Here is a 22,357-nt window from a genome sequence, read left to right on the forward strand (position 1 = left end):
GCAAATCTAAAACTGTGGGAGCCGGCTTGCTGGCGATGGCGTCCGCACAAACGACGCATGGCTCAAGGACCTCATCGCTGGCAAGCCAGCTCCTACAGGGGGCCGGCGTTTCTATATAGAGAGAGCAGGGCGGCTAGAGGACGCCCGTTTCGCGCAATGCCTCGACCGTCTCCGGCGCCAAGCCCAGCACCCGCTGCAATACCTCCAGCGTGTGCTCGCCCAATAGAGGAGGGGCGTGACGATACTCCACCGGTGTCGCGGACAACCGGATCGGACTCGCCACCTGGGGCACCAGCCCCGCCAGTGGATGCGGTAACTCCACCGCCAGGCCACGCGCCTTCACCTGGGGATCGGCGAACACCTGCGACAGATCATTGATCGGCCCACACGGCACACCGGCCAGCTCCAACTGCGTCACCCATTCGGCCGTGGTCTTGAACACCGTCGCCTGGCGAATCAATGGAATCAGCACCGCCCGGTTGGCCACCCGCAACGTGTTGCTAGCAAACCGCGGGTCGTCCGCCCACTGCGGCTGACCCGCCACCTCGGCGAACTTGCGGAATTGCCCGTCATTGCCCACCGTCAGAATGAAATCACCATCAGCCGTAGGAAAGTCCTGGTATGGCACGATGTTCGGATGGGCATTACCCAAACGCTTGGGCGCCACCCCGGTGGTCAGGTAGTTCATGGCCTGGTTCGCCAGGCACGCCACCTGCACATCCAGCAGCGCCATGTCGATATGCTGGCCGCCACCGCCCTGATCGCGATGGGCCAAGGCCGCCAGAACGGCCACCGTCGAATACAGCCCCGTAAGGATATCGGTCAACGCCACACCGACCTTCACCGGCCCGGCACCCTCATCGCTCTCGGGCCGACCGGTCAGGCTCATCAGCCCACCCAAGCCCTGGATCATGAAGTCATAGCCGGCACGCTTGGCGTAGGGCCCGGTCTGACCGAAGCCGGTGATCGAGCAATAGATCAGATTCGGGTTGAGCGCCTTGAGCGACGCATAGTCCAATCCATAGGCCGCCAAACCGCCGACCTTGAAGTTCTCGATCAGGATGTCGGACTTGGCCGCCAGCTCACGGACCAGACGCTGCCCCTCGGGCTGGGTGAAATCGATGGTCACCGACTGCTTGTTGCGGTTGGCCGACAGGTAATAAGCCGCTTCCGTCGTGTTCTCGCCGTAGGCGTCCTTCAGGAAGGGCGGCCCCCAGGCGCGGGTATCGTCGCCATTACCCGGTCGCTCGACCTTGATGACCTCCGCACCGAGGTCCGCCAGGATCTGACCGGACCAGGGCCCGGCCAACACTCGCGACAAATCCAGCACTCGCAGATGCGATAGCGCGCCCATGGGCCAAGCTCCTTCTCTTAATAGAACGCCTGGAGGCCGGTCTGGGCACGCCCGAGGATCAGCGCATGGACGTCGTGGGTCCCTTCATAGGTATTCACCACCTCCAGGTTCACCAGGTGACGAGCGACCCCGAACTCGTCGGAGATACCGTTACCGCCCAGCATGTCGCGGGCCATGCGCGCGATATCCAGGGACTTGCCACAGGAGTTGCGCTTCATGATCGAGGTGATTTCCACCGCCGCCGTCCCTTCATCCTTCATACGGCCCAGACGCAGGCAGCCTTGCAGGGCGAGGGTGATTTCAGTCTGCATGTCGGCCAGCTTCTTCTGGATCAACTGCGTCGCGGCCAATGGCCGACCAAACTGCTGGCGATCCAGGGTGTACTGGCGAGCGGTGTGCCAGCAGAACTCGGCAGCGCCCAATGCGCCCCAGGAAATGCCGTAGCGCGCGGAGTTGAGGCAGGTGAACGGGCCTTTCAAGCCACGCACCTCAGGGAAAATGTTCTCTTCAGGGACAAAGACGTTGTCCATGACGATCTCACCGGTGATCGATGCCCGCAGGCCGACCTTGCCGTGAATCGCCGGAGCGCTGAGGCCCTTCCAGCCTTTCTCGAGGACGAAGCCGCGGATGTCGCCGGCATCGTCCTTGGCCCAGACCACGAATACATCGGCGATCGGACTGTTGGTGATCCACATCTTGCTACCGGTCAGGCTGTAGCCGCCGTCGACCTTGCGTGCACGGGAGATCATCGCACCCGGGTCGGAACCATGGTTCGGCTCGGTCAGGCCGAAGCAGCCGATCCATTCGCCGGAGGCCAGCTTCGGCAGGTACTTCTGCTTTTGCGCCTCGGTACCGAACTCGTTGATCGGCACCATCACCAGGGAAGATTGCACGCTCATCATCGAGCGATAGCCCGAGTCGACGCGCTCGACTTCCCGGGCAATCAGGCCGTAGCTGACATAGTTCAGCCCGCTGCCACCGTACTCCACGGGAATGGTCGCGCCCAACAGGCCGACTTCGCCCATTTCGCGAAAGATCGCCGGGTCGGTCTGTTCATGACGGAAGGCTTCGAGAACCCGTGGCGCCAGCTTGTCCTGGGCGAACAGCTGCGCCGTGTCGCGGATCATGCGCTCTTCTTCGGTGAGCTGTTGATCCAGCAGCAGGGGATCGATCCAGTTGAAGCTTGCTTTGGCGCCCATGAGTGAGTCCTCGTGAAGTCAATGAAATGGCCTGGACTGATCCTAGGCCTCGCCCGGTTATCCGGCAAACGAGGATTTCGCATACTCTTGTGCTAATTTCTCACTCCGAAAAGCTTTTAGCCGCTATTTAGCACTGCCTTTAGTGAGGTTGCCGTACATGCGCCGCAAAATCCCCAGCACCACCGCGCTGATCAGCTTCGAAGCCGCGGCCCGCCACGAAAGCTTCACCAAGGCCGCCCAGGAGCTTTCCCTCACTCAAGGCGCCATTTGCCGACAGATCGCCAGCCTGGAGGAGTTTCTCGGCGTCGAACTGTTCCGACGCTCCCGACGGGGCGTAAAGCTGACCGAAGCAGGACTTTCCTACAGCCGACGGGTCGCCACGCAACTGGACGCGGTGGAGCGCGACACCCTGTCGGTCATGGGGCAGCAGGGCGCCAACGTCATCGAGCTGGCCGTGGTCCCGACCTTTGGTACCCAATGGCTGCTGCCCAGGCTCAAGGACTTCCAGCAGCGGCATCCGGAAGTCACCGTCAACCTGACCAACCGGACCCGTCCGTTTCTCTTCGCCGACACCGACTTCGACGCCGCGATCTATTTCGGCGATGCCGACTGGCCGGGTACCGAGTCCCATCGCCTGATGGGCGAGAACCCCATGCCGGTGTGCAGCCCGAGCCTGCTGGGCGACCAACAGAGCCTGAGCGCGGCCCGGATCGCCGAGCTGCCACTCCTGCAACAGACCACGCGCCCCTATGCCTGGCGCCAATGGTTCGACGCCCAGGAGCTGAATGTGCCCCGCGACATGACAGGCCCGCGCTACGAGCTATTCTCCATGTTGGCCCAGGCCGCCATGCACGAGATGGGCGTCGCGCTGATTCCACCCTTCCTGATTCAGCGGGAACTGGAAGAGCGGCGTCTGGTGATCGCCAACCCCAATGCGCTCTCCAGCATCAAGGCGTATTACCTGATGATTCCCGAGCGAAAGGTCGAATCGGCGTCCTTGCGCGCTTTTCGTGACTGGCTGGTGAACCAGGCACAAAGCTACAGCCTGCTTGCTTCAAGGTCTCAAGCCGTTAATTGACTTTGTAGTCAATTATTTTTAAAGCCTACAGATATAACAATATGTCGCTTTTAAACGGACTGTACCGATGCTGGCAAATTTTGCACGAAAGTGCCTGATAGCAAGGCCTGTACCGCCTATTTGCGCCCCATACCGGCTCATTCACGTCACCGATTCGAATTTTCTTCAATTCCAGCCAAAATCCCTGTGAGCCCCTTGTATTATGGGCTCGCGGCGTCCCACTGCGACATTTGGTCACTGTGTGACTTGTAGTTAATATTGCGTCACCTTTCAGAATCTCTTGAAGGGTGTGGTTTTCGCCTGCAAAATGCCGCGCCCCGCCAACAAATCAGGCGGGATCGTGCTGATCGGCCGCTCCAGACGCACCATCCGCAGTGCGCTGGCCTTCTTATAAAAAAGATCACGCAGGAGATTTGACGTGCACATTGGTGTTCCTCTCGAAACCCAGACGGGTGAAACGCGGGTTGCTGCAACCCCGGAAACCATCAAGAAGCTGATCGGCCAGGGTCATAAAGTCACTGTGCAGAGCGGCGCCGGCCTTAACGCCAGCGTTGTCGACAGTGCCTATGAAGCAGCAGGTGCGACCATCGGCGGCGCCAACGATGCCTTTGGCGCCGAGCTGATTCTCAAGGTCGTGGCGCCCAGCGACAGCGAACTGGCGCTGATCAAACACGGCACCGTCCTGGTGGGCATGCTCAATCCGTTCAGCAATGAAACCATTGCCAAACTGGCCGAGTGCGGCATTACCGCTTTTTCGCTGGAGGCCGCGCCGCGCACCTCCAGGGCCCAGAGCCTGGATGTACTGTCTTCCCAGGCGAACATCGCCGGCTATAAGTCCGTGCTGCTGGCAGCCCATTATTATCCGCGCTTCATGCCGATGCTGATGACCGCTGCGGGCACCGTGAAGGCCGCCCGCGTGCTGATCCTCGGCGCCGGCGTGGCCGGCTTGCAGGCCATCGCCACCGCCAAGCGCCTGGGGGCGGTGATCGAAGCCTCGGACGTGCGGCCGGCGGTGAAGGAGCAGATCGAGTCGCTGGGCGCCAAGTTCGTCGACGTCCCCTACGAGACCGATGAAGAGCGCGAGTGCGCGGTCGGGGTGGGCGGTTACGCCCGGCCGATGCCCGCCAGCTGGATGCAGCGCCAGGCCCTGGCGGTGCACGAGCGCGCCAAGCAGGCCGATATCGTCATTACCACCGCGCTGATTCCCGGGCGCAAGGCACCGGTGCTGCTGAGCGCCGAGACCGTCGCGCAGATGAAGCCGGGCTCGGTGGTCATCGACCTGGCCGCCGCCCAGGGCGGTAACTGCCCGCTGACCGTCGCCGATCAGGTCGTGGTCGAGCATGGCGTGACCATTGTCGGTCCGACCAACCTGGCCGCCCAGGTCGGCGCCGACGCCTCGGCGCTGTACGCCCGTAACCTGCTGGACTTCCTGAAGCTTGTCTTCACCAAGGAAGGCCAGTTCGAGATCAACCTGGAAGACGACATCGTCGCCGCGTGCCTGATGTGCCGCGACGGTCAGATCGTGCGCAAGAACGGCTGAGGATAACAATAATGGAAGACATGCTGATCTCCCACGGCATCTACAACCTGATCATCTTCGTGCTGGCGATTTATGTCGGTTATCACGTGGTCTGGAACGTTACACCCGCACTGCACACGCCGCTGATGGCGGTGACCAATGCCATCTCGGCGATCGTGATCGTCGGCGCCATGCTAGCGGCGACTTTGACCGTGACGCCGCTGGGCAAGACCATGGGCACCCTGGCCGTGGCGCTGGCGGCCGTGAACGTGTTCGGTGGCTTCCTGGTGACCCGCCGGATGCTTGAGATGTTCAAGAAAAAAGCCCCGAAAGCCGTAAAAGAAGAGGCGCCCAAGTCATGAGCATGAACCTCGTCACGACGCTCTACCTGATCGCGTCGATCTGCTTCATCCAGGCCCTGAAAGGCCTGTCGCACCCGACTTCGTCCCGTCGCGGCAATCTGTTCGGCATGCTCGGCATGGCCCTGGCCATCGTCACCACCGTGGGCCTGGTCTTCAAACTCGGCTCGGAGCTGGCCACCACCGGCATCGGTTACGTGATCGTCGGCCTGCTGATCGGCGGCACCGCCGGTTCGATCATGGCCAAGCGCGTCGAAATGACCAAGATGCCGGAACTGGTCGCCTTCATGCACAGCATGATCGGCTTGGCCGCGGTCTTCATCGCCATTGCCGCCGTGGTCGAGCCACAGTCGCTGGGTATCGTCAAACAGCTGGGCGATTCGATCCCGGCCGGCAACCGCCTGGAGCTGTTCCTTGGCGCCGCCATCGGTGCCATTACCTTCTCCGGCTCGGTGATCGCGTTCGGCAAGCTCTCGGGCAAGTACAAGTTCCGCCTGTTCCAGGGCGCACCGGTACAGTTCGGCGGCCAGCACAAGCTGAACCTGTTGCTGGGCCTGGCCACCCTGGGCCTGGGCGTGACCTTCATGCTGACCGGCAACCTCAGCGCCTTCGCCCTGATGCTGGCCCTGGCCTTCGTCATGGGTGTGCTGATCATCATCCCCATCGGCGGCGCCGACATGCCGGTGGTGGTGTCGATGCTCAACAGCTACTCCGGCTGGGCCGCGGCGGGGATCGGCTTCTCGCTGAACAACTCGATGCTGATCATTGCCGGCTCCCTGGTGGGCTCGTCCGGTGCGATCCTCTCGTACATCATGTGCAAGGCCATGAACCGCTCGTTCTTCAACGTGCTGCTCGGTGGCTTCGGCAACAGCGCCGACGCGGCGGGCCCGGCCGGTGCGAAGGAAGCCCGGCCGGTGAAATCCGGCTCGGCGGATGACGCCACCTTCCTGCTGACCAACGCCGACAGCGTGATCATCGTCCCCGGCTACGGCCTGGCGGTGGCCCGCGCTCAGCACGCGCTCAAGGAGCTGACCGAGAAGCTGACCCACCTTGGCGTGACCGTGAAGTACGCGATCCACCCGGTGGCCGGGCGCATGCCCGGGCACATGAACGTGCTGCTGGCCGAGGCCGAAGTGCCTTACGACCAGGTGTTCGAGATGGAAGACATCAACTCCGAGTTCGGCCAGGCCGACGTGGTGCTGGTGCTCGGCGCCAACGACGTGGTCAACCCGGCGGCCAAGAACGATCCGAAATCGCCGATTGCCGGCATGCCGATTCTCGAGGCGTTCAAGGCCAAGACCGTCATCGTCAACAAGCGCTCCATGGCCAGCGGCTACGCCGGCCTGGACAACGAGCTGTTCTACCTCGACAAGACCATGATGGTCTTCGGCGATGCGAAGAAGGTCATCGAGGACATGGTCAAGGCCGTCGAATAAAACCCTGCTTCAGCGCAATACCGAAAACCCCAGCCTTTATTAGGCTGGGGTTTTTCTTTGCCCGCAAAAAACCGACCAAAGGCGCTGAATCGCCGGCCGGCATTCGACCTTGGTCGCGCGGCGAAACTTTTTGAAACCTCTAGACTGCGCATCTTGCTTCCGTTGCCTGAGATAACACGCCATGTACCGTGATCGTATTCGCTTGCCTTCGTTGTTGGACAAGGTCATGGGCGCAGCCGATGCTGCCGCCCTGATTCAGGACGGCATGACCGTCGGCATGAGCGGCTTCACCCGCGCCGGTGAAGCCAAGGCCGTGCCCCATGCACTGGCCGAACGCGCCAAGACGTCGCCCCTGAAAATCACCCTGATGACCGGTGCCAGCCTGGGCAACGACCTCGATAAACAGCTCACCGAAGCCGGCGTGCTGTCGCGACGCATGCCGTTCCAGGTGGACAACACCCTGCGCAAGGCGATCAACGCCGGCGAAGTGATGTTCATCGACCAGCACCTGTCGGAAACCGTCGAGCAACTGCGCAACAAGCAGCTCAAGCTGCCGGACCTGGCGGTGATCGAAGCCGTGGCGATCACCGAAGCGGGGCATATCGTGCCGACCACCTCGGTGGGCAACTCGGCCAGTTTCGCGATCTTTGCCAAGCAGGTGATCGTCGAGATCAACCTGGCGCACAATCCGAACCTGGAAGGCCTGCACGACATCTATATCCCCAGCTATCGCCCGACCCGCACGCCCATCCCGCTGGTGAAGGCAGACGATCGCATCGGCAGCACCGCGATCCCGATCGACCCGGCCAAGATCGTCGCCATCGTGGTGACCAACCAGCCTGACTCGCCTTCCACCGTGACCCCGCCGGACAGCGACACCCAGGCCATCGCCGACCACCTGATCGCCTTCCTTAAAGAAGAAGTGGCCGACGGCCGCATGACCAACAAGCTCGGCCCGCTGCAGGCCGGTATCGGCAACATTGCCAATGCGGTGATGTGCGGCCTGATCGACTCGCCGTTCGAAGACCTGACCATGTACTCCGAGGTCCTGCAGGACTCGACCTTCGACCTGATCGACGCCGGCAAGCTGTCCTTCGCCTCCGGCAGCTCGATCACCTTGTCGAGCCGGCGCAACAGCGATGTGTTCGGCAATCTGGAGCGCTATAAAGAGAAGCTGGTGCTGCGCCCGCAGGAAATCTCCAACCACCCGGAAGTGGTGCGGCGCCTGGGCATCATCGGCATCAACACCGCCCTGGAGTTCGACCTGTACGGCAACGTCAACTCCACCCACGTCTGCGGCACGCGGATGATGAACGGCATCGGCGGTTCCGGCGACTTCGCCCGCAACGCGCACCTGGCGATCTTCGTCACCAAGTCCATCGCCAAGGGCGGGGCGATTTCCAGCGTGGTGCCCATGGTCAGCCACGTCGACCACACCGAGCATGACGTGGATATCCTCGTCACCGAAATCGGCCTGGCCGACCTGCGGGGCCTGGCGCCACGGGAACGGGCGAGGGCGGTGATCGACAACTGTGTGCACCCGGACTACCGCGAAGCCCTGAACAGTTACTTCGACCGGGCCTGTGCCCTGGGCGGCCACACCCCGCACATCCTCCGTGAAGCACTGAGCTGGCACATCAACCTGGAAGAAACCGGGAAAATGCTGCCGAGCTGATTGATACAGTTGGCCGCTGACGCAAACACAGTTTCGTCAGCGGTCCTGAGCTTTTCGACAATCTGAAAAAAACTGTACTGCTGTACCGGTCATTTCCCACCTTGAATCACCTCGAATCCCACTCCGCCGCACAAAAATGCACCAACTTGAGGCAGACAGGTACAGTTGCCTCACTTTCGAGCAGTACAGCACCTATAAACAGTTAACTGAGCCCTCACAATACAGGTGAACTGTATCTAGAGAGACTAGGCAAAGAGGAGGATCATTGGCTCCAGTTAAACCACTACCTAATCCCGCCACAAGCGGAAGGATGCTAACCATGGAACGTACACTCAGTTCCGACCTGTTCTACGACAACACCGCTACCAACGCTCAAGCTTCCCTGCCTCTGCGCGTTCTCGCCAACCTGATGCTGTGGCAGCGCCGTATTGCCAGCCGCCATCAACTGGCTCGCCTGGATTCGCGTCTGCTGGCCGATGCCGGTATCAGCGAAGCACAGCGCTACGAAGAGTTGAGCAAGCCGTTCTGGCGCTAAGCAGCGCTCGCTGGCCCTGACCCACCGGGTCCACCGCCAGCACCCGAATTGAAAAAACAGAGCCCGTCGCGGGAAACCGCGACGGGCTTTGTCGTTTTCGGCGGTTTGATTTCGGGATGAGCCTGCGAAAACACCTGACAGGTACAGTTTTTAATTAACTAAAATCAACCAGTACAATTTTATAAACCCCGAACGAAAGCCTCTAAACCGCGCATCAGCCGACGAAACCCGCTTTCAGCTTGACGGGAACTCGGCCTAATATCGTGGTCATAAGTAGCCCGCAGCGCGGAATAAGCGTCTGAGGTTCATCATCCATTAGGGTTTGAGTGGCTGTTTTTGTTCGGTGCCACTGTTCCTCTTCATCCTCAGGAGATTCACCATGTCCCGCCTTCGCCTGCTCAGCGCCGCCGCCCTGTTGACCCTGGCCAGCGCCGCCAACGCCAGCAGCTTCATCGCCACCACCGATGCAGTGGTCGGCGCCCTCAAGGCCACCTCCGATGCCACGTCCGATGCCACCGCGTCGTTGCGTGACAACAAGATCGTGCGCGCGGCCCAGGATGATGCCGCCAGCTTCGTCGCCAGCAATGGCCAGATCCGCAGCGTGAAGCTGGAAAGCGCCTTCGACACCATCCGCCGCCAGGCACCGCAGTTGCAGGCCAGCGATGCCGAGTTGGCCCAGGCGATCCTGGCGATCTGACACCCCGGCGCACAGGCCGTACAGTACGCCAGCCTGGAATCAGCCCTGGCGTACGCCAAACCCAGCCAAAATTTCATGCCCGCGACCTTGAACTGGACCAGGCAGCTCCCGTCCAATAGTCACTTTGCATTTCCGGAGACCTTCCATGCGTACCCCCCTGATCGCCACCGCCCTCGGCCTGCTGTTGCTGACCGACGTGGCTTCGGCGCACACCCTGGTGGCTACCAGCAATATGCTCGTACGGGCTACGGGCCGCACCCTCGACTTCACCTCGGACACCACCACCTCGATCCGCGACGCGAAAGTGGTCCGCGAAGCCCACGACGACGCCGCCAGTTTCGTCGCCAGCCGCGGCGATATCCGTGGCGCCCACCTGGAAGCCGCCTTTGCCGCCCTGCGCACCCAGGTGCCGGAAGCCCGCGACGCCAGCGACCAGGACCTCGCCGAAGCCATTCTCGCCCTGTGAGACGACTCGCCGGCGGGTTGCTGACCTGCGCCCTGTTGCTGTTCGGCAGCGCGGCCCAGGCCAGCCTGCAATTGCACCTCAAGACAGAAGGTCTGAGCCCTGCCGAACAACAGGCCAGCCAGACACTGATCGATGAGGCCATGGCCCATCTGCCGCCACGCTTTATCGAGCAACTGGACCGCCGTATCGATGTCGCCTGGTCGACCCAGATGGCGGACAACGCTTACGGCGAGGCTTCGCTGGTCTCGGAAGTGGACCTCAATCGCGCCCTGCTGCCCGGCCTGGTGGACGGTTCGGCCGCGACGAAAAAGACCCACCGCCCCCACGGCACGGTACGCGAGGAAATGCTCGCCACCGTCCTCCACGAGCTGACCCACATCTATGACCGCGCCCGCTTGTGGCCCGACGCCGAACGGACGCTGATCCGGCGCTGCACCCAGCAGGACAGCAATACCGGACTGGTCGGCCTGCCTGATCGTTGCCGGGGCCAGACCGGCCGGCGTTTCACCCTCAGCGACGACCCGCGCCTGCTGGACCTCGCCGGCTGGCAACAAGCGGTCGGCAGCCGTGGCCAGCGGGAACAGCACAACGGCCAGGTCGTCCGCAGCCCGGATATCTACGAGACCACCAATCCCAAGGAGTTCGTCGCGGTCAACATGGAGTACTTCCTCCTCGACCCGGCCTACGCCTGTCGCCGCCCGGCGCTGTATCGCTACTACCAGGAACGCTTCGGCTGGGCGCCGCCGGCCAAGGATGCCTGCGACAAGGCCTTCCCGTTCCTCAACGCCGGCAATGACTTCGGCAAGACGCCCCTGGGCAGGATCGACCCCGAACGTGTCTACGAAGTCGACTACCTGCTGGCCGAAGCCAACCAGAACTGGGTCAGTCGCTGGGGTCACAGCATGCTGCGCCTGGTGATCTGCGCCCCCGATCGACCACGCGGGCCGGATTGCCGGCTGGACCTGGACCAGCATCTGGTGCTGTCCTATCGCGCCTTCGTCAACGACGTCCAGCTCTCGACCTGGGGCGGCCTGACCGGCGCCTACCCGTCGCGGCTGTTCGTGTTGCCACTGTCCCAGGTCATCGACGAATACACCAAGACCGAACTGCGCAGCCTGGCCTCGGTACCGTTGAAGCTGTCGCGCCAGGAAATCGAGGAAGTGGTCGAGCACGCCGCCGAAATGCACTGGAGCTATGACGGCAACTACTACTTCATCAGCAACAACTGCGCCGTGGAGACCTTGAAGCTGTTGCGCAGCGGCAGCGACAACGCCCAGCTCCAGGGCCTGGACAGCATTGTCCCCAATGGTTTGCTGCAGGTGCTCAAGGGCCGTGGCCTGGCCGACACCAGCGTGCTCGACGATCCCCGCGAGGCCTTGCGCCTGGGCTACCGCTTCGACTCCTACCGTGATCGCTACCAGGCCATGTTCGATGTCCTGCGCAAACAGTTGCCGATCAAGCAGGAGACCGTCGAGGACTGGTTGTCGCAACCCGCCGAAGCCCGTCGCCCGTGGTTTGCCCAGGCCAACCTGCGCGCCAGCGCCGCCATGCTGCTGCTGGAGCAGGCGAGCTTTCGCCGGCAGTTGCTGCTGGCCCAGGACGAGGTGAAGCAGAAGTACCTCGGTGCCCGCGACCTCAAGGACAACGCCATGGACAAGGCCAACCGCACGTTGCAGGAGATCCTCGCCAACAGCGGCTACCTCAGTCGCCCGGCGGAATTGCTCGGCAGCAGTGGCTACGGCTTGCCGCAACCGTCCGAGTGGCAGCGCCTGGAAGCCGAAAGCAAGCAGCGCCAGCAGCAATTGCAGCGCCTGAGCGGCGATCTGGACAAGGAAATCCGCAAGCTGCTCGAGCCGGCCCGGGAAGCGCAGATCGAGGCCAGCGAAGCCAACCTGAAGCTCGTCGGCGAACACCTGCGGGCGCTGCACAAGGCGGCGGGCGGGCTGGAGCTGCCTTGACAGCACCGCCGTAGCGGCGGTCGGACTTCAGAGCCTGAAGCCTGGCGCCGAGACGGCCCCAACACTCGTACAAAGGAATACACATGGAATGGCTGACCAACCCGGAACTCTGGGTTGCCTTTTTCACCCTGACCGCCCTGGAGATCGTCCTGGGTATCGACAACATCATCATGATCTCGATCCTGGTCGGCCGCATGCCCAAGCACATGCAGCAGCGCACGCGGATCTTCGGCCTCGCCCTGGCGATGCTCACCCGGATCCTGCTGCTGCTGTCCATCACCTGGGTCATGCGCCTGACCGACGATCTGTTCGTGGTCTTCGGCCAGGGCATTTCCGGACGTGACCTGATCCTGTTCTTCGGTGGCCTGTTCCTGCTGTGGAAAAGCTCCCAGGAGATCTACCACGGCATGGAAGGCGAGGAAGAAGCGGGCGAGGGGCCGAAAGGCAAGGGCGGCAATTTCCTCTACACCATTATCCAGATCGCCATTATCGACATCGTGTTCTCCCTCGACTCGGTGATTACCGCCGTGGGTATGGTTTCCCATGTGCCGGTGATGATCGCCGCGATCGTGGTGGCGGTGCTGGTGATGATGCTGGCCTCGAAGACCATCGGCGACTTCATCGACAAGCACCCGTCGCTGAAGATGCTCGCGCTGTCGTTCCTGATCGTGGTCGGGACCGTGCTGATCGCCGAAGCCTTCGACGTGCACGTGCCCAAAGGCTACGTCTACTTCGCCATGGCGTTCTCCCTGGCGGTGGAAGCGATCAACATCAAGATGCGCACGGCCATGCAGAAAAAGAAGCAACGGCACGAGGATGTGGCGGGTCAATAACCCTGACCACATTGTGACATTTTTGTTTCGGGCCGACGCCCGCCATGCGATGCTGGCGCTCGGCCAAATCACCAACTACAGCTTAAGGACAAGACGTAGAAAAGGCGTACGACCCATCCAAACTTGCCCCCATGGGGCACCGATCATCCCAGGGGGCCCACCATGCTGACCCTGCTCGATCTGCTTTCCGCCGTGACCCTGCTGGTCTGGGGCACGCACATCGTCCGCACCGGCATCCTGCGGGTGTACGGTTCGAACCTGCGCCACCTCATCGGCCGCAACATGTCCAGGCGCCCGCTGGCCTTCCTCGCCGGGATCCTGGTCACCGCCATGGTGCAGAGCAGCAACGCCACCGCCATGCTGGTGACCTCCTTCGTCGGCCAGGGTCTGATGACGCTGACGCCGGCCCTGGCAATCATGCTCGGCGCCGACGTTGGGACCGCATTGATGGCCCGGGTGCTGACCTTTGACCTGTCCTGGCTGTCGCCGCTGCTGATCTTCCTCGGGGTGATCTTTTTCCTCTCGCGCAAGCAGACCCGTGCCGGCCAGCTCGGTCGCGTCGGCATCGGCCTGGGGCTGATCATCCTCGCCCTGCAACTGATCGTCGAAGCCGCCGCGCCCATCACCCATGCCCAAGGGGTGAAAGTGCTGTTCGCCTCCCTGACCGGCGATATCCTCCTCGATGCGCTGGTGGGCGCGCTGTTCGCGATGATCTCCTACTCCAGCCTGGCCGCCGTGCTGCTGACCGCCACCCTGGCCGGCGCCAAGGTGATCGGCCTGCCGGTGGCCATCGGCCTGGTGATCGGCGCGAACATCGGCAGCGGGGTGCTGGCCTTTCTCGGCACCAGCATGCAGAACGCCGCCGGTCGCCAGGTGGCCCTCGGCAGCCTGCTGTACAAGCTGATCGGCCTGCTGTTGATCATCCCGGCGCTCAAGCCGCTGGCGCACTGGCTCGACAGCCTCGACTTCAGCCGCCAGGAACTCGTCATCGGTTTCCACCTGCTCTACAACACGGTGCGTTGCCTGGTGCTGCTGCCCAGTATCGGTCCGATGGCCCGGCTCTGTACCTGGTTGTTGCCGGAACGACCCGAGGTCAACGGCAAGGCCAAGCCCCGTCATCTCGACCCCACCGCCCTCGACACCCCCAGCCTGGCGCTGTCCAACGCGGTGCGGGAAACCCTGCGCATCGGCGATCTGATCGACAGCATGCTCGAAGCCATGCTCAATGTGCTCAACGGCAAGCAGACCGCCATCGCCATCGAGATGCGCCGCCTGAGCGACGACGTCGAGGTGCTCTGCAGCGCGGTCAAACTCTATCTGGCGCAGATGCCCCGCGAGGACCTCGGCGACCAGGACAGCCGGCGCTGGGCGGAAATCATCGAACTGGCGGTCAACCTGAAGCTGGCGGCGGACCTGATCGAGCAGATGCTGCGCAAGGTGCAACGGCAGAAGACCTCGCAACGTCGCTCGTTTTCCGAGGATGGCCTGGAGGAGCTGGCCGGGCTGCACCGGCAACTGATCGAAAACCTGCGCCTGGGCCTCACGGTGTTCCTCGGCGCCGATCCCCACAGCGCCAGGCAACTGCTGCGGGAAAAACGCCGCTTCCGCGCCCAGGAACGGCGCCTGGCCCACGCCCACGTCAGTCGCCTGCAGCGCGGAATCGTGCAGAGTCTGGAAACCAGCTCGCTGCACCTGGAGCTGATTGCCGACATGAAACGCCTGAATTCGCTATTCTGCGGCAGCGCCTATGCGGTGCTGGAAGCCGCCGAGACCGGCGCACTGGCCTTGGAAGACCTCGACGATACCAACCCATCGTCTTGAACGTCCGGGGTTCGATCCTTGTCTGTGCCTGGGAACCTGTCTTCGGAAAATGCTCATGCGTTGCCTGCTGTTCGTTTGCCTGCTGCTCAATACCCTTCATGCCGGCGCCCTCGATCGCTTCCAGATCGAGGGCTATCAATTGCCCAATGGCCTGCAACTGCTGCTCAAACCCGGCAGTGAACGCGGTCATGTGGCGATCCGCCTGGTGGTGGGCGTCGGTTTCGACGATTTCTCCTGCGCCGACAAGGAGCTGCCGCACCTGCTCGAACACTTGCTGTTCAGTGGCGTCGACGCCAGCGGCGAAGGCGGGCTGGAAGAACGCATGCAGGCCCTGGGCGGTGAATGGAACGCCTACACCAGCAACGCCGACACCACCTTCGTGATCGAGGCCCCGGCGCAAAACCAGCGCAAGATTCTCGACCTGCTGCTGGAGATACTGACGCGTACCGAGCTCAGCGATAGCGCCATCGCGGCTGCCAAACAGGTGGTGGAGCGCGAGGAGGGCGGCCATTACTCGCATCTGCAGCGCTGGCTCGACAACCAGGACCTCGGTCATACCGCCAGCAACCAGCTGGCGGTGGAGCTGGGCCTCAAATGTGCCGAGCGCGCCGATGTCCGGCACCTGACCCGCGAACAGCTGGAGGCCGTGCGCAAGAACTGGTACGCCCCGAACAACATGACCCTGATCATGGTCGGCGAACTGGACCGCCTGCTCCCGGCTTACCTGGACCGGGCCTTCGGCGCGCTGGAGCCGATCGAACCCAACGACCACCCGTCGCTGCCGGAAATCCATGGCCGGGCCGCCGCCGCGCAACGCGATCTGCCGCGCGGCTGGGTCGGCAATGGGGCGAAACTGCATTGGCTGTTCCCGGAGCCGGTACTGGAAGGCCAGCCCGACGAAACCCTGGACCTGCTCAAGGACTATCTGGACTGGGCGCTGTACCGGCGCTTGCGCCTGGATCACAGCCTGTCCTACGGCCCCTGGAGCGAACGCGAAGTGCTCGGCGGCGTCGGCTTCTTCAGCGTCAATGCCGATGTCGAACGCGACAACCTGGACGAGGCCCGACAGGTGCTGGAGCAACTCAAGGCGCAGCTGCTGAAGGACGGCCTCGACCCGGAGACCTTCGAACGCTTGCAACAGGCCGCCATCGCCCGCCAGGCCTGGGCCGTACAGGGCAACAGCGCCCTGGCCGACTATTACTGGGGCGCCCTGGGGGACTATGAGGACGGCCATTTTGCCGACCCGGCCCAGGCCCTGCGGGCGGTGACGCTCGAGCAGGCCAACCAGGCGCTGCGCCAGTTGTTCAAGCAGCCGGGCTACCTGCGGATTGAAAAGCCGTTGCTCAGCGATGAGCAACTCGTCGGCCTGGGTGCCGTCCTGGCGGGCTTGATGCTGATCGGGCTGCTGCGCTGGCGAGCGTATCGACGCCGCTAGGCCATGAAAAGGCCATCAGCGGCACGACTAATCGCGCCTGAAACGGTATTGTGTCGCGATCTTTCAACCGCCCGGACTGTGAACCACCGAATGCCGAACTGGACCCTGCCTATCCAGCGCCTTCTTGCATTGATGAAGCGCTATCCCGGGGTCATCGCCGCCTACGGTTTCTGCTCCGGTATCGGCAGCTTCATCCTGGTCGATCGCCAGCAGAGCATGGCCAGCTGGATCGCGGTGATCCTGCTGGTGAGCTGGCTCTGGCTGATGCTGGAGAACGTCTTCACGCAGTTTTTCAGCCGGGTGTTCAAGCGCGACATCCCCGAGCCGCTGCTGCGCTATGCCACGCAGATGATCCACCAGGAAAGCCTGTCCTTCGTCCTGCCGTTCTTCTTCATCACCACCACCTGGAACAGCGGCCAACTGGTGTTCACCGGCCTGCTCGGCGCGGCGGCGCTGGTCTCGATCATCGACCCGCTGTACTACGACTGGCTCTCGCCCAAACGCTGGCTGCTGCTCGGACTGCACACCCTGACCCTGTTCGCCGCGCTGCTCACCGCGCTGCCGATCATCCTGCACCTGACCACCGCCCAGAGTTACCAGCTGGCCCTGGGCACCGCGCTGCTGCTGTCGATCCCCAGCCTGGCGGTGAGCCTGCCGCTGCGCAGTTGGCGCGGCGGCTTGATGCTGGTCGGCGTGACCCTGGCGATTGGCAGCGCGGGCTGGTTCCTGCGCTCGTGGGTGCCGCCGGCGACCCTGTGGATGACCCAGGTCGCGGTGACCACCGAGTTGCAGGACCGCACCCCGGGCGAAGGCCTGGACGAAGTCAGCACCAGTCAGGTGCGCAAGGACGGGCTCTACGCCTACACCGCGATCAACGCGCCGCGCGGACTGGACGAGCGGATCTACCATGTCTGGCAGTTCAACGGCCAGGAGGTCGACCGAATCGCCCTGGATATCCATGGCGGACGCAAGGAGGGCTATCGCGCCTGGTCGCACAAACAGAACTTCCCGGCCGCCCCCACCGGCAACTGGCAGGTGCGGGTGCTTACCGAGGACGGCCAGATGCTCGGCGTGCTGCGCATCAAGGTAACGGACACAGCACACTCTCACTAGAGATCAGGAGTCGGATCGTGCTATTACAGACTCCAGTACCTATGCCTGTTAAGCACGGAGTCGTCGATCATTAGCGCAACAGCCGGCACCGCCCAACTGGATACCTCGAGCAGTCCTGCGCGCCTGCGGATCAGCGGTGACTGGACGCTGGCCCATTACGCCGACCTGAAACGGCGCGCCGCCCATCTGCTCGGGCAGTACGACGCCAGCACCGACATCGACCTCAATGACCTCGGTGCCCTCGACACTGCCGGCGCTTCGCTGCTGGTGGAGCTGCTGGGTGCCGAACGTCTCGGCCGCTCGGCCGAGCACCCGAACTGTCGCCTCGGTGCCGCCGAGCGGGCCCTGCTGCAAACCGTGTATTGCTCGCTGGCGGATTTCTGCGAACCGGTCCGGGAGCCCGAAGTGGCGGCAGGCATCCAATTGCTGACGCGCATCGGCCGGGCCGTCGATCTCGTCTGGCAAGACACCCTGCAACTGCTGGGCTTTATCGGCCTGATCCTGGAAACCCTGGTGCGCGGCCTCTTTCACCCGCGGCGCTGGCGGATCACCCCGACCGTCGCCCATATCGAACAGACCGGCCTGGACGCCGCGCCCATCGTCGCGCTGTTGACCTTCCTGGTGGGCGCCGTGGTGGCGTTTCTCGGGGCCACTGTGCTGAAAAGCTTCGGCGCCAGTGTCTTCACCGTGGACCTGGTGGCGTTCTCCTTCCTGCGCGAGTTCGGTGTGCTGCTCACCGCCATCCTCATGGCCGGTCGTACCGCCAGCGCTTTCACCGCGCAGATCGGCTCGATGAAGGCCAACGAGGAGATCGACGCCATTCGTACCCTGGGCCTGGACCCCATGGAGCTGCTGGTGCTGCCACGAGTCCTGGCCCTGCTGATCGCCCTGCCGATGCTGACTTTCCTGGCGATGCTCTGCGGCATTGTCGGCGGCGGCGTGGTCTGCGCCTTGGCGCTGGGGATCTCGCCGGCAATGTTCCTGTCCTTGTTGCAGGCCGATATCGGCATCCAGCATTTTTTCGTGGGCCTGGTCAAAGCGCCGCTCTTCGCCTTCCTGATCGCCGCCGTCGGCTGCCTGGAAGGCTTCAAGGTCAGCGGCAGCGCCGAGTCGGTCGGGGCCCACACCACCTCCAGCGTGGTGCAGTCGATCTTTATCGTGATCATGCTGGATGCCGTCGCCGCATTGTTCTTCATGGAGATGGGCTGGTGAGCCGGCCGCCACGGGCGCCGAGCGAGGCGGTGATCGAAGTGCGCGGTCTGGGCAATCGTTTCGGCAGCCAGAGCATCCACGAGAACCTCGACCTGGACCTGTACCGGGGCGAAATCCTCGCCGTGGTCGGCGGTTCCGGCAGTGGCAAGTCGGTGTTGCTGCGCAGCATCGTCGGCCTGCGCAAACCCAACGAGGGCAGCGTGCGGGTGTTCGGCCAGGACCTGCGCAGTCTCCCGGAACAGGCGCGCTCCCAGGTCGAACGACGCTTCGGCGTGCTGTTCCAGATGGGCGCGCTGTTTTCCTCGCTCACGGTCAGCGAGAACGTCGCCCTGCCATTGATCGAACACGCCGGCCTCAGTCGGCGCGATGCCGAGCACCTGGCGGCGGTCAAGCTGGCCCTGGCCGGCCTGCCGCTGTCGGCGGCGAACAAGTACCCGGCCTCGCTGTCCGGCGGCATGATCAAGCGCGCGGCCCTGGCCCGCGCCCTGGCGCTGGACCCGGACATCCTGTTTCTCGACGAGCCCACCGCCGGCCTCGACCCCATCGGCGCGGCGGCCTTCGACCAGTTGATCCTGACCCTGCGCGACGCCCTGGGCCTGAGCGTGTTCCTGGTCACCCACGACCTGGACACGCTCTACACCATCACCGACCGGGTGGCGGTGCTGGCGCACAAGCGCGTGCTGGTGGCCGACGCCATCGACCGGGTCGCCGAAACCGAGGATCCGTGGATTCACGAATACTTCCATGGCCCGCGTGGCCGCGCCGCATTAGACGCGGTAACCCCGCACAAGGAGGGATAAAATGGAAACCCGTGCCCATCATGTGATGATCGGCCTGTTCAGCGTCCTGGTGGTACTGGGGGCGCTGCTGTTCGGCCTGTGGCTGGCCAAGTCCAGCGTCGATACGGCGTTCAAGGACTATGAGGTGGTCTTCAACGAGGCCGTCAGCGGCCTGTCCAAGGGCAGCCCGGTGCAATACAGCGGGATCAAGGTCGGCGATGTGCTGCAACTGAGCCTCGACCCGAAAGACCCGCGTCGGGTGCTGGCCCGCATCCGCCTGGCCGGCGACACGCCGGTCAAGGAAGACACCCAGGCCAAGCTGGCCCTGACCGGCATCACCGGCACCTCGCTGATCCAGCTCAGCGAAGGCACGCCACAGAGTCCCGAGCTCAAGGGCAAGGACGGCAACCTGCCGCAGATCATCGCCACCCCGTCGCCCATCTCACGCCTGCTCAACGACAGCAGCGACCTGATGAGCGGGATCAACCTGCTGCTGCACAACGCCAACGAAATGCTCTCGCAGAAAAACGTCGACCAGGTCAGCCAGACCCTGGACAACCTCCAGCAGGCCACCGGGGCCATTGCCGGCCAGCGCGACGATATCCGCCAGACCCTGAAACAGCTGACCCAGGTCAGCAAGCAGGTGAGCGCGACCCTGGAGCAGAGCACTGCGCTGATGCGCAATGCCAACGGCCTGCTCGACAACCAGGGCAAGCAGGCCCTCGGTAGCGCCGAGCGGGCCATGCAATCACTGGAGCAAAGCAGCGCGACGATCAACACACTGCTGAGCAACAACCAGGAGTCGGTCAACAGCGGCTTGCAGGGCCTGAATGAACTGGCCCCGGCGATCCGCGAACTGCGTGACACCCTCAATTCCATGCGCACGATCTCCAAGCGCCTGGAAGCCAACCCCAGCGGCTACTTGCTGGGCCGTGACACGAACAAGGAATTCACCCCATGAGGCGTGCCCCTCGTGTATTGCGCCAGCTTAGCTTGGTTGTCGGCCTGGCCTTGAGCGGCGCCTGCTCGATCCTGCCCCAGGCGGACCCGGCGGATGTCTATCGGCTGCCCACGGCGCAGAACAGTATCCCGGCCCCCAACAGCCTGCCGGTCCGCTGGTCGTTGCGCATTGCCAAGCCGATATCCAGCGATGCCTTGAACAGCCCGAATATCGCCGTGGTGCCCCAGGGCGACCTGATCAGCCACTACAAGGCCTCGCGCTGGAGCGATCCGGCGCCGGTGCTGCTGCGCAACCGGATCCTCGACGCCTTCCAGCGCGATGGCCGGGTCCGGCTGCTGAGCACCGACGACAGCAACCTGCAGTCTGATTTCGAGCTGGGTGGCGAGTTGCAGGCGTTCCAGACCGAGTACCGGGGGCAGGCGGCCGAGGTGGTGATCCGTTTCGACGGGCGACTGGTACGTGGCAGTGACCAGCGGATTCTCGCCAGCCGGCGCTTTGAAGTGCGCCAGCCAGTGAGTAACAAGCAGGTGCCCGGGGTGGTCGCGGGCTTCGGCCAGGCCGGCGACCAGTTGATGACGCAGCTGATCGGCTGGGCGGTGCAGCAGGGCGAGAATTCGCCCCAGCGCTGATCAGCCGAAGAACCAGTAGCAGACCCCGATCGCCGCCAGTACCCCGGCCAGTTCCGCCAGCAAGGCGCAGCCCACCGCGTGCCGCGCCCGCTGGATATTCACCGCGCCGAAATACACCGCCAGCACGTAGAACGTGGTTTCGGTGCTGCCCTGGATCGTCGCCGCCGCCAGCGCCGGGAAGCTGTCCACGCCCTGGGTCTTCATGGTTTCGATCAACACGGCCCGGGCAGCGCTGCCGGAAAACGGCTTGACCATCGCCGTGGGCAGCGCATCGACGAAACGGCTGTCCCAACCGAGCCACTGCACCAGGTGGCGGATGCCGTCGAGGCCGAAATCCAGCGCCCCGGACGCCCGCAACACACCGATCGCACAGAGCATCGCCACCAGGTACGGCAACAGGTTCTTCGCGACATCGAAGCCCTCTTTCGCCCCTTCGACAAACGCCTCGTAGACCTTCACCTTGCGCAACGCGCCGATGACCAGGAACAGCATGATCAGGCCGAACAGCGTCAGGTTGCCGAGGATCGACGACAGGCTGGCCAGCGCCGTGGCCGACAGCCCGGCCAACACCGCCATGAAACCACCGAGGATCAACGCGCCGGGCACCAGGTAGGCCAGCACCACCGGGTCCCACAGCCGCAGGCGCTGCATCACCGACACCGACAGCAGGCCGACCAGGGTCGAGGCGCAGGTGGCCAGCAGGATCGGCAGGAACACCAGGGTCGGGTCCGCCGCGCCTTGCTGGGCGCGGTACATGAAGATGGTCACCGGCAGCAGGGTCACGGCCGAGGCGTTGAGCACCAGGAACAGGATCTGCGCATTGCTCGCCACGGTCTGGCTGGGGTTGAGCTCCTGCAGGGAACGCATGGCCTTGAGGCCGATGGGCGTGGCCGCGTTGTCCAGGCCCAGGGCGTTGGCGGCCAGGTTGAGGGTGATCAGGCCGATGGCCGGGTGATCCCGCGGCACCTCCGGCATCAGGCGGCTGAACAGCGGCCCCAGGGCCTTGGCCAGCCAGTCGACGATCCCGGCCTTTTCGGCAATCCGCAGAAAGCCGAGCCAGAGGGTCAGGGTGCCGAACAGCAGGATCATGACGTCGACCGACAACTTGGCCATGGCGAAGATGCTTTCCACCATGGAGGCGAAGATCGCGTGGTTGCCACCTACCAGCCATTGCGCCAGCGCCGAGACGGTCGCCACCACGAAAAAGCCAAGCCACAGGCCATTGAGCATCGGGAGAACTCCTTGAGGATGCGGCGAATGATAGCGGTCGGGCCAGAAACAACAAACCCCGGAAGATC

21 protein-coding genes are annotated in these 22,357 nt (G+C 63.5%); 17 read left to right on the plus strand and 4 right to left on the minus strand.

Annotation, left to right across the window (positions count from 1 at the left end; all coding sequences use genetic code 11):
* Nucleotides 1-133: 133 nt before the first annotated feature.
* Nucleotides 134-1,354, minus strand: a complete 1,221-nt coding sequence (locus UCMB321_RS00005; RefSeq protein WP_040062827.1) for a CaiB/BaiF CoA transferase family protein — start codon at nucleotides 1,352-1,354, stop codon at nucleotides 134-136.
* Between the two features lie 17 nt (nucleotides 1,355-1,371).
* Nucleotides 1,372-2,553: an acyl-CoA dehydrogenase gene (locus UCMB321_RS00010; protein ID WP_040062829.1), complete on the minus strand. Its 1,182-nt coding sequence runs from the start codon at nucleotides 2,551-2,553 to the stop codon at nucleotides 1,372-1,374.
* Nucleotides 2,554-2,710: 157 nt separating this feature from the next.
* On the opposite strand from UCMB321_RS00010, the gene UCMB321_RS00015 reads away from it, so the two are divergent.
* Entirely contained in the window at nucleotides 2,711-3,631 is a 921-nt protein-coding gene (locus UCMB321_RS00015; protein WP_040062832.1) for a LysR family transcriptional regulator, read from the plus strand.
* 270 nt (nucleotides 3,632-3,901) lie between these two features.
* Here UCMB321_RS00015 and UCMB321_RS30510 read toward each other — a convergent pair whose 3' ends face one another.
* On the minus strand, nucleotides 3,902-4,057 hold the full coding sequence (locus UCMB321_RS30510; RefSeq protein WP_157015829.1) for a hypothetical protein: 156 nt from the start codon (nucleotides 4,055-4,057) through the stop codon (nucleotides 3,902-3,904).
* Here UCMB321_RS30510 and UCMB321_RS00020 point away from each other — a divergent pair.
* The 16 genes from UCMB321_RS00020 to UCMB321_RS00095 all read left to right on the plus strand — a co-directional run bounded on the left by UCMB321_RS00020 (nucleotide 4,050) and on the right by UCMB321_RS00095 (nucleotide 21,059).
* Nucleotides 4,050-5,171 carry a Re/Si-specific NAD(P)(+) transhydrogenase subunit alpha gene (locus tag UCMB321_RS00020; RefSeq protein ID WP_040062833.1) on the plus strand — a complete coding sequence of 374 codons (1,122 nt, stop codon included), beginning with the start codon at nucleotides 4,050-4,052 and terminating at the stop codon, nucleotides 5,169-5,171. The two genes, UCMB321_RS30510 and UCMB321_RS00020, sit on opposite strands and share 8 nt — an antisense overlap.
* 20 nt (nucleotides 5,172-5,191) lie before the next feature.
* The gene (locus UCMB321_RS00025) at nucleotides 5,192-5,512 is read left to right on the plus strand and encodes an NAD(P) transhydrogenase subunit alpha part 2 (RefSeq protein WP_422393948.1); all 321 of its coding nucleotides are present in this window, start codon (nucleotides 5,192-5,194) and stop codon (nucleotides 5,510-5,512) included.
* Entirely contained in the window at nucleotides 5,509-6,945 is a 1,437-nt protein-coding gene (locus UCMB321_RS00030) for an NAD(P)(+) transhydrogenase (Re/Si-specific) subunit beta (protein WP_040062835.1), read from the plus strand. Before UCMB321_RS00025 ends, UCMB321_RS00030 begins: the two co-directional genes overlap by 4 nt.
* Nucleotides 6,946-7,126: 181 nt before the next feature.
* The gene (gene scpC, locus UCMB321_RS00035) at nucleotides 7,127-8,620 is read left to right on the plus strand and encodes a succinyl-CoA:acetate CoA-transferase ScpC (RefSeq protein WP_040062836.1); all 1,494 of its coding nucleotides are present in this window, start codon (nucleotides 7,127-7,129) and stop codon (nucleotides 8,618-8,620) included.
* Between the two features lie 319 nt (nucleotides 8,621-8,939).
* Nucleotides 8,940-9,155: a DUF1127 domain-containing protein gene (locus UCMB321_RS00040; protein WP_040062837.1), complete on the plus strand. Its 216-nt coding sequence runs from the start codon at nucleotides 8,940-8,942 to the stop codon at nucleotides 9,153-9,155.
* 379 nt (nucleotides 9,156-9,534) lie between these two features.
* On the plus strand, nucleotides 9,535-9,852 hold the full coding sequence (locus UCMB321_RS00045; RefSeq protein WP_040062838.1) for a DUF2388 domain-containing protein: 318 nt from the start codon (nucleotides 9,535-9,537) through the stop codon (nucleotides 9,850-9,852).
* A gap of 145 nt (nucleotides 9,853-9,997) precedes the next feature.
* A complete protein-coding gene (locus tag UCMB321_RS00050) occupies nucleotides 9,998-10,318 on the plus strand; it encodes a DUF2388 domain-containing protein (protein ID WP_040062839.1) in 321 nt (106 codons plus the stop codon).
* Nucleotides 10,315-12,276: a DUF7844 domain-containing protein gene (locus tag UCMB321_RS00055; protein ID WP_040062840.1), complete on the plus strand. Its 1,962-nt coding sequence runs from the start codon at nucleotides 10,315-10,317 to the stop codon at nucleotides 12,274-12,276. Before UCMB321_RS00050 ends, UCMB321_RS00055 begins: the two co-directional genes overlap by 4 nt.
* A gap of 83 nt (nucleotides 12,277-12,359) precedes the next feature.
* The gene (locus tag UCMB321_RS00060; protein WP_040062841.1) at nucleotides 12,360-13,109 is read left to right on the plus strand and encodes a TerC family protein; all 750 of its coding nucleotides are present in this window, start codon (nucleotides 12,360-12,362) and stop codon (nucleotides 13,107-13,109) included.
* A 162-nt stretch (nucleotides 13,110-13,271) separates the two neighbouring features.
* Complete coding sequence (locus UCMB321_RS00065) at nucleotides 13,272-14,930, plus strand: Na/Pi cotransporter family protein (RefSeq protein WP_040062842.1); 1,659 nt, start codon at nucleotides 13,272-13,274, stop codon at nucleotides 14,928-14,930.
* 55 nt (nucleotides 14,931-14,985) lie between these two features.
* Nucleotides 14,986-16,365, plus strand: a complete 1,380-nt coding sequence (locus tag UCMB321_RS00070; protein ID WP_040062844.1) for a M16 family metallopeptidase — start codon at nucleotides 14,986-14,988, stop codon at nucleotides 16,363-16,365.
* Between the two features lie 90 nt (nucleotides 16,366-16,455).
* Complete coding sequence (locus UCMB321_RS00075) at nucleotides 16,456-17,478, plus strand: DUF5924 family protein (RefSeq protein ID WP_040062846.1); 1,023 nt, start codon at nucleotides 16,456-16,458, stop codon at nucleotides 17,476-17,478.
* A gap of 66 nt (nucleotides 17,479-17,544) precedes the next feature.
* Nucleotides 17,545-18,690 (plus strand): ABC transporter permease, encoded by a 1,146-nt coding sequence (locus UCMB321_RS00080; RefSeq protein ID WP_040062849.1) that lies wholly within the window; start codon nucleotides 17,545-17,547, stop codon nucleotides 18,688-18,690.
* Complete coding sequence (locus UCMB321_RS00085) at nucleotides 18,687-19,490, plus strand: ABC transporter ATP-binding protein (RefSeq protein ID WP_040062850.1); 804 nt, start codon at nucleotides 18,687-18,689, stop codon at nucleotides 19,488-19,490. Before UCMB321_RS00080 ends, UCMB321_RS00085 begins: the two co-directional genes overlap by 4 nt.
* Before the next feature lies 1 nt (nucleotide 19,491).
* The gene (locus tag UCMB321_RS00090; protein ID WP_040062851.1) at nucleotides 19,492-20,430 is read left to right on the plus strand and encodes an MlaD family protein; all 939 of its coding nucleotides are present in this window, start codon (nucleotides 19,492-19,494) and stop codon (nucleotides 20,428-20,430) included.
* Complete coding sequence (locus tag UCMB321_RS00095) at nucleotides 20,427-21,059, plus strand: ABC-type transport auxiliary lipoprotein family protein (RefSeq protein WP_040062853.1); 633 nt, start codon at nucleotides 20,427-20,429, stop codon at nucleotides 21,057-21,059. Before UCMB321_RS00090 ends, UCMB321_RS00095 begins: the two co-directional genes overlap by 4 nt.
* Here UCMB321_RS00095 and UCMB321_RS00100 read toward each other — a convergent pair whose 3' ends face one another.
* Nucleotides 21,060-22,289, minus strand: coding sequence for a nucleoside recognition domain-containing protein (locus UCMB321_RS00100; RefSeq protein ID WP_040062854.1), 1,230 nt, complete (start codon nucleotides 22,287-22,289; stop codon nucleotides 21,060-21,062).
* Nucleotides 22,290-22,357 lie beyond the last annotated feature (68 nt).

It is taken from the genome of Pseudomonas batumici, assembly GCF_000820515.1.
Classification (GTDB): Bacteria; Pseudomonadota; Gammaproteobacteria; order Pseudomonadales; family Pseudomonadaceae; genus Aquipseudomonas; species Aquipseudomonas batumici.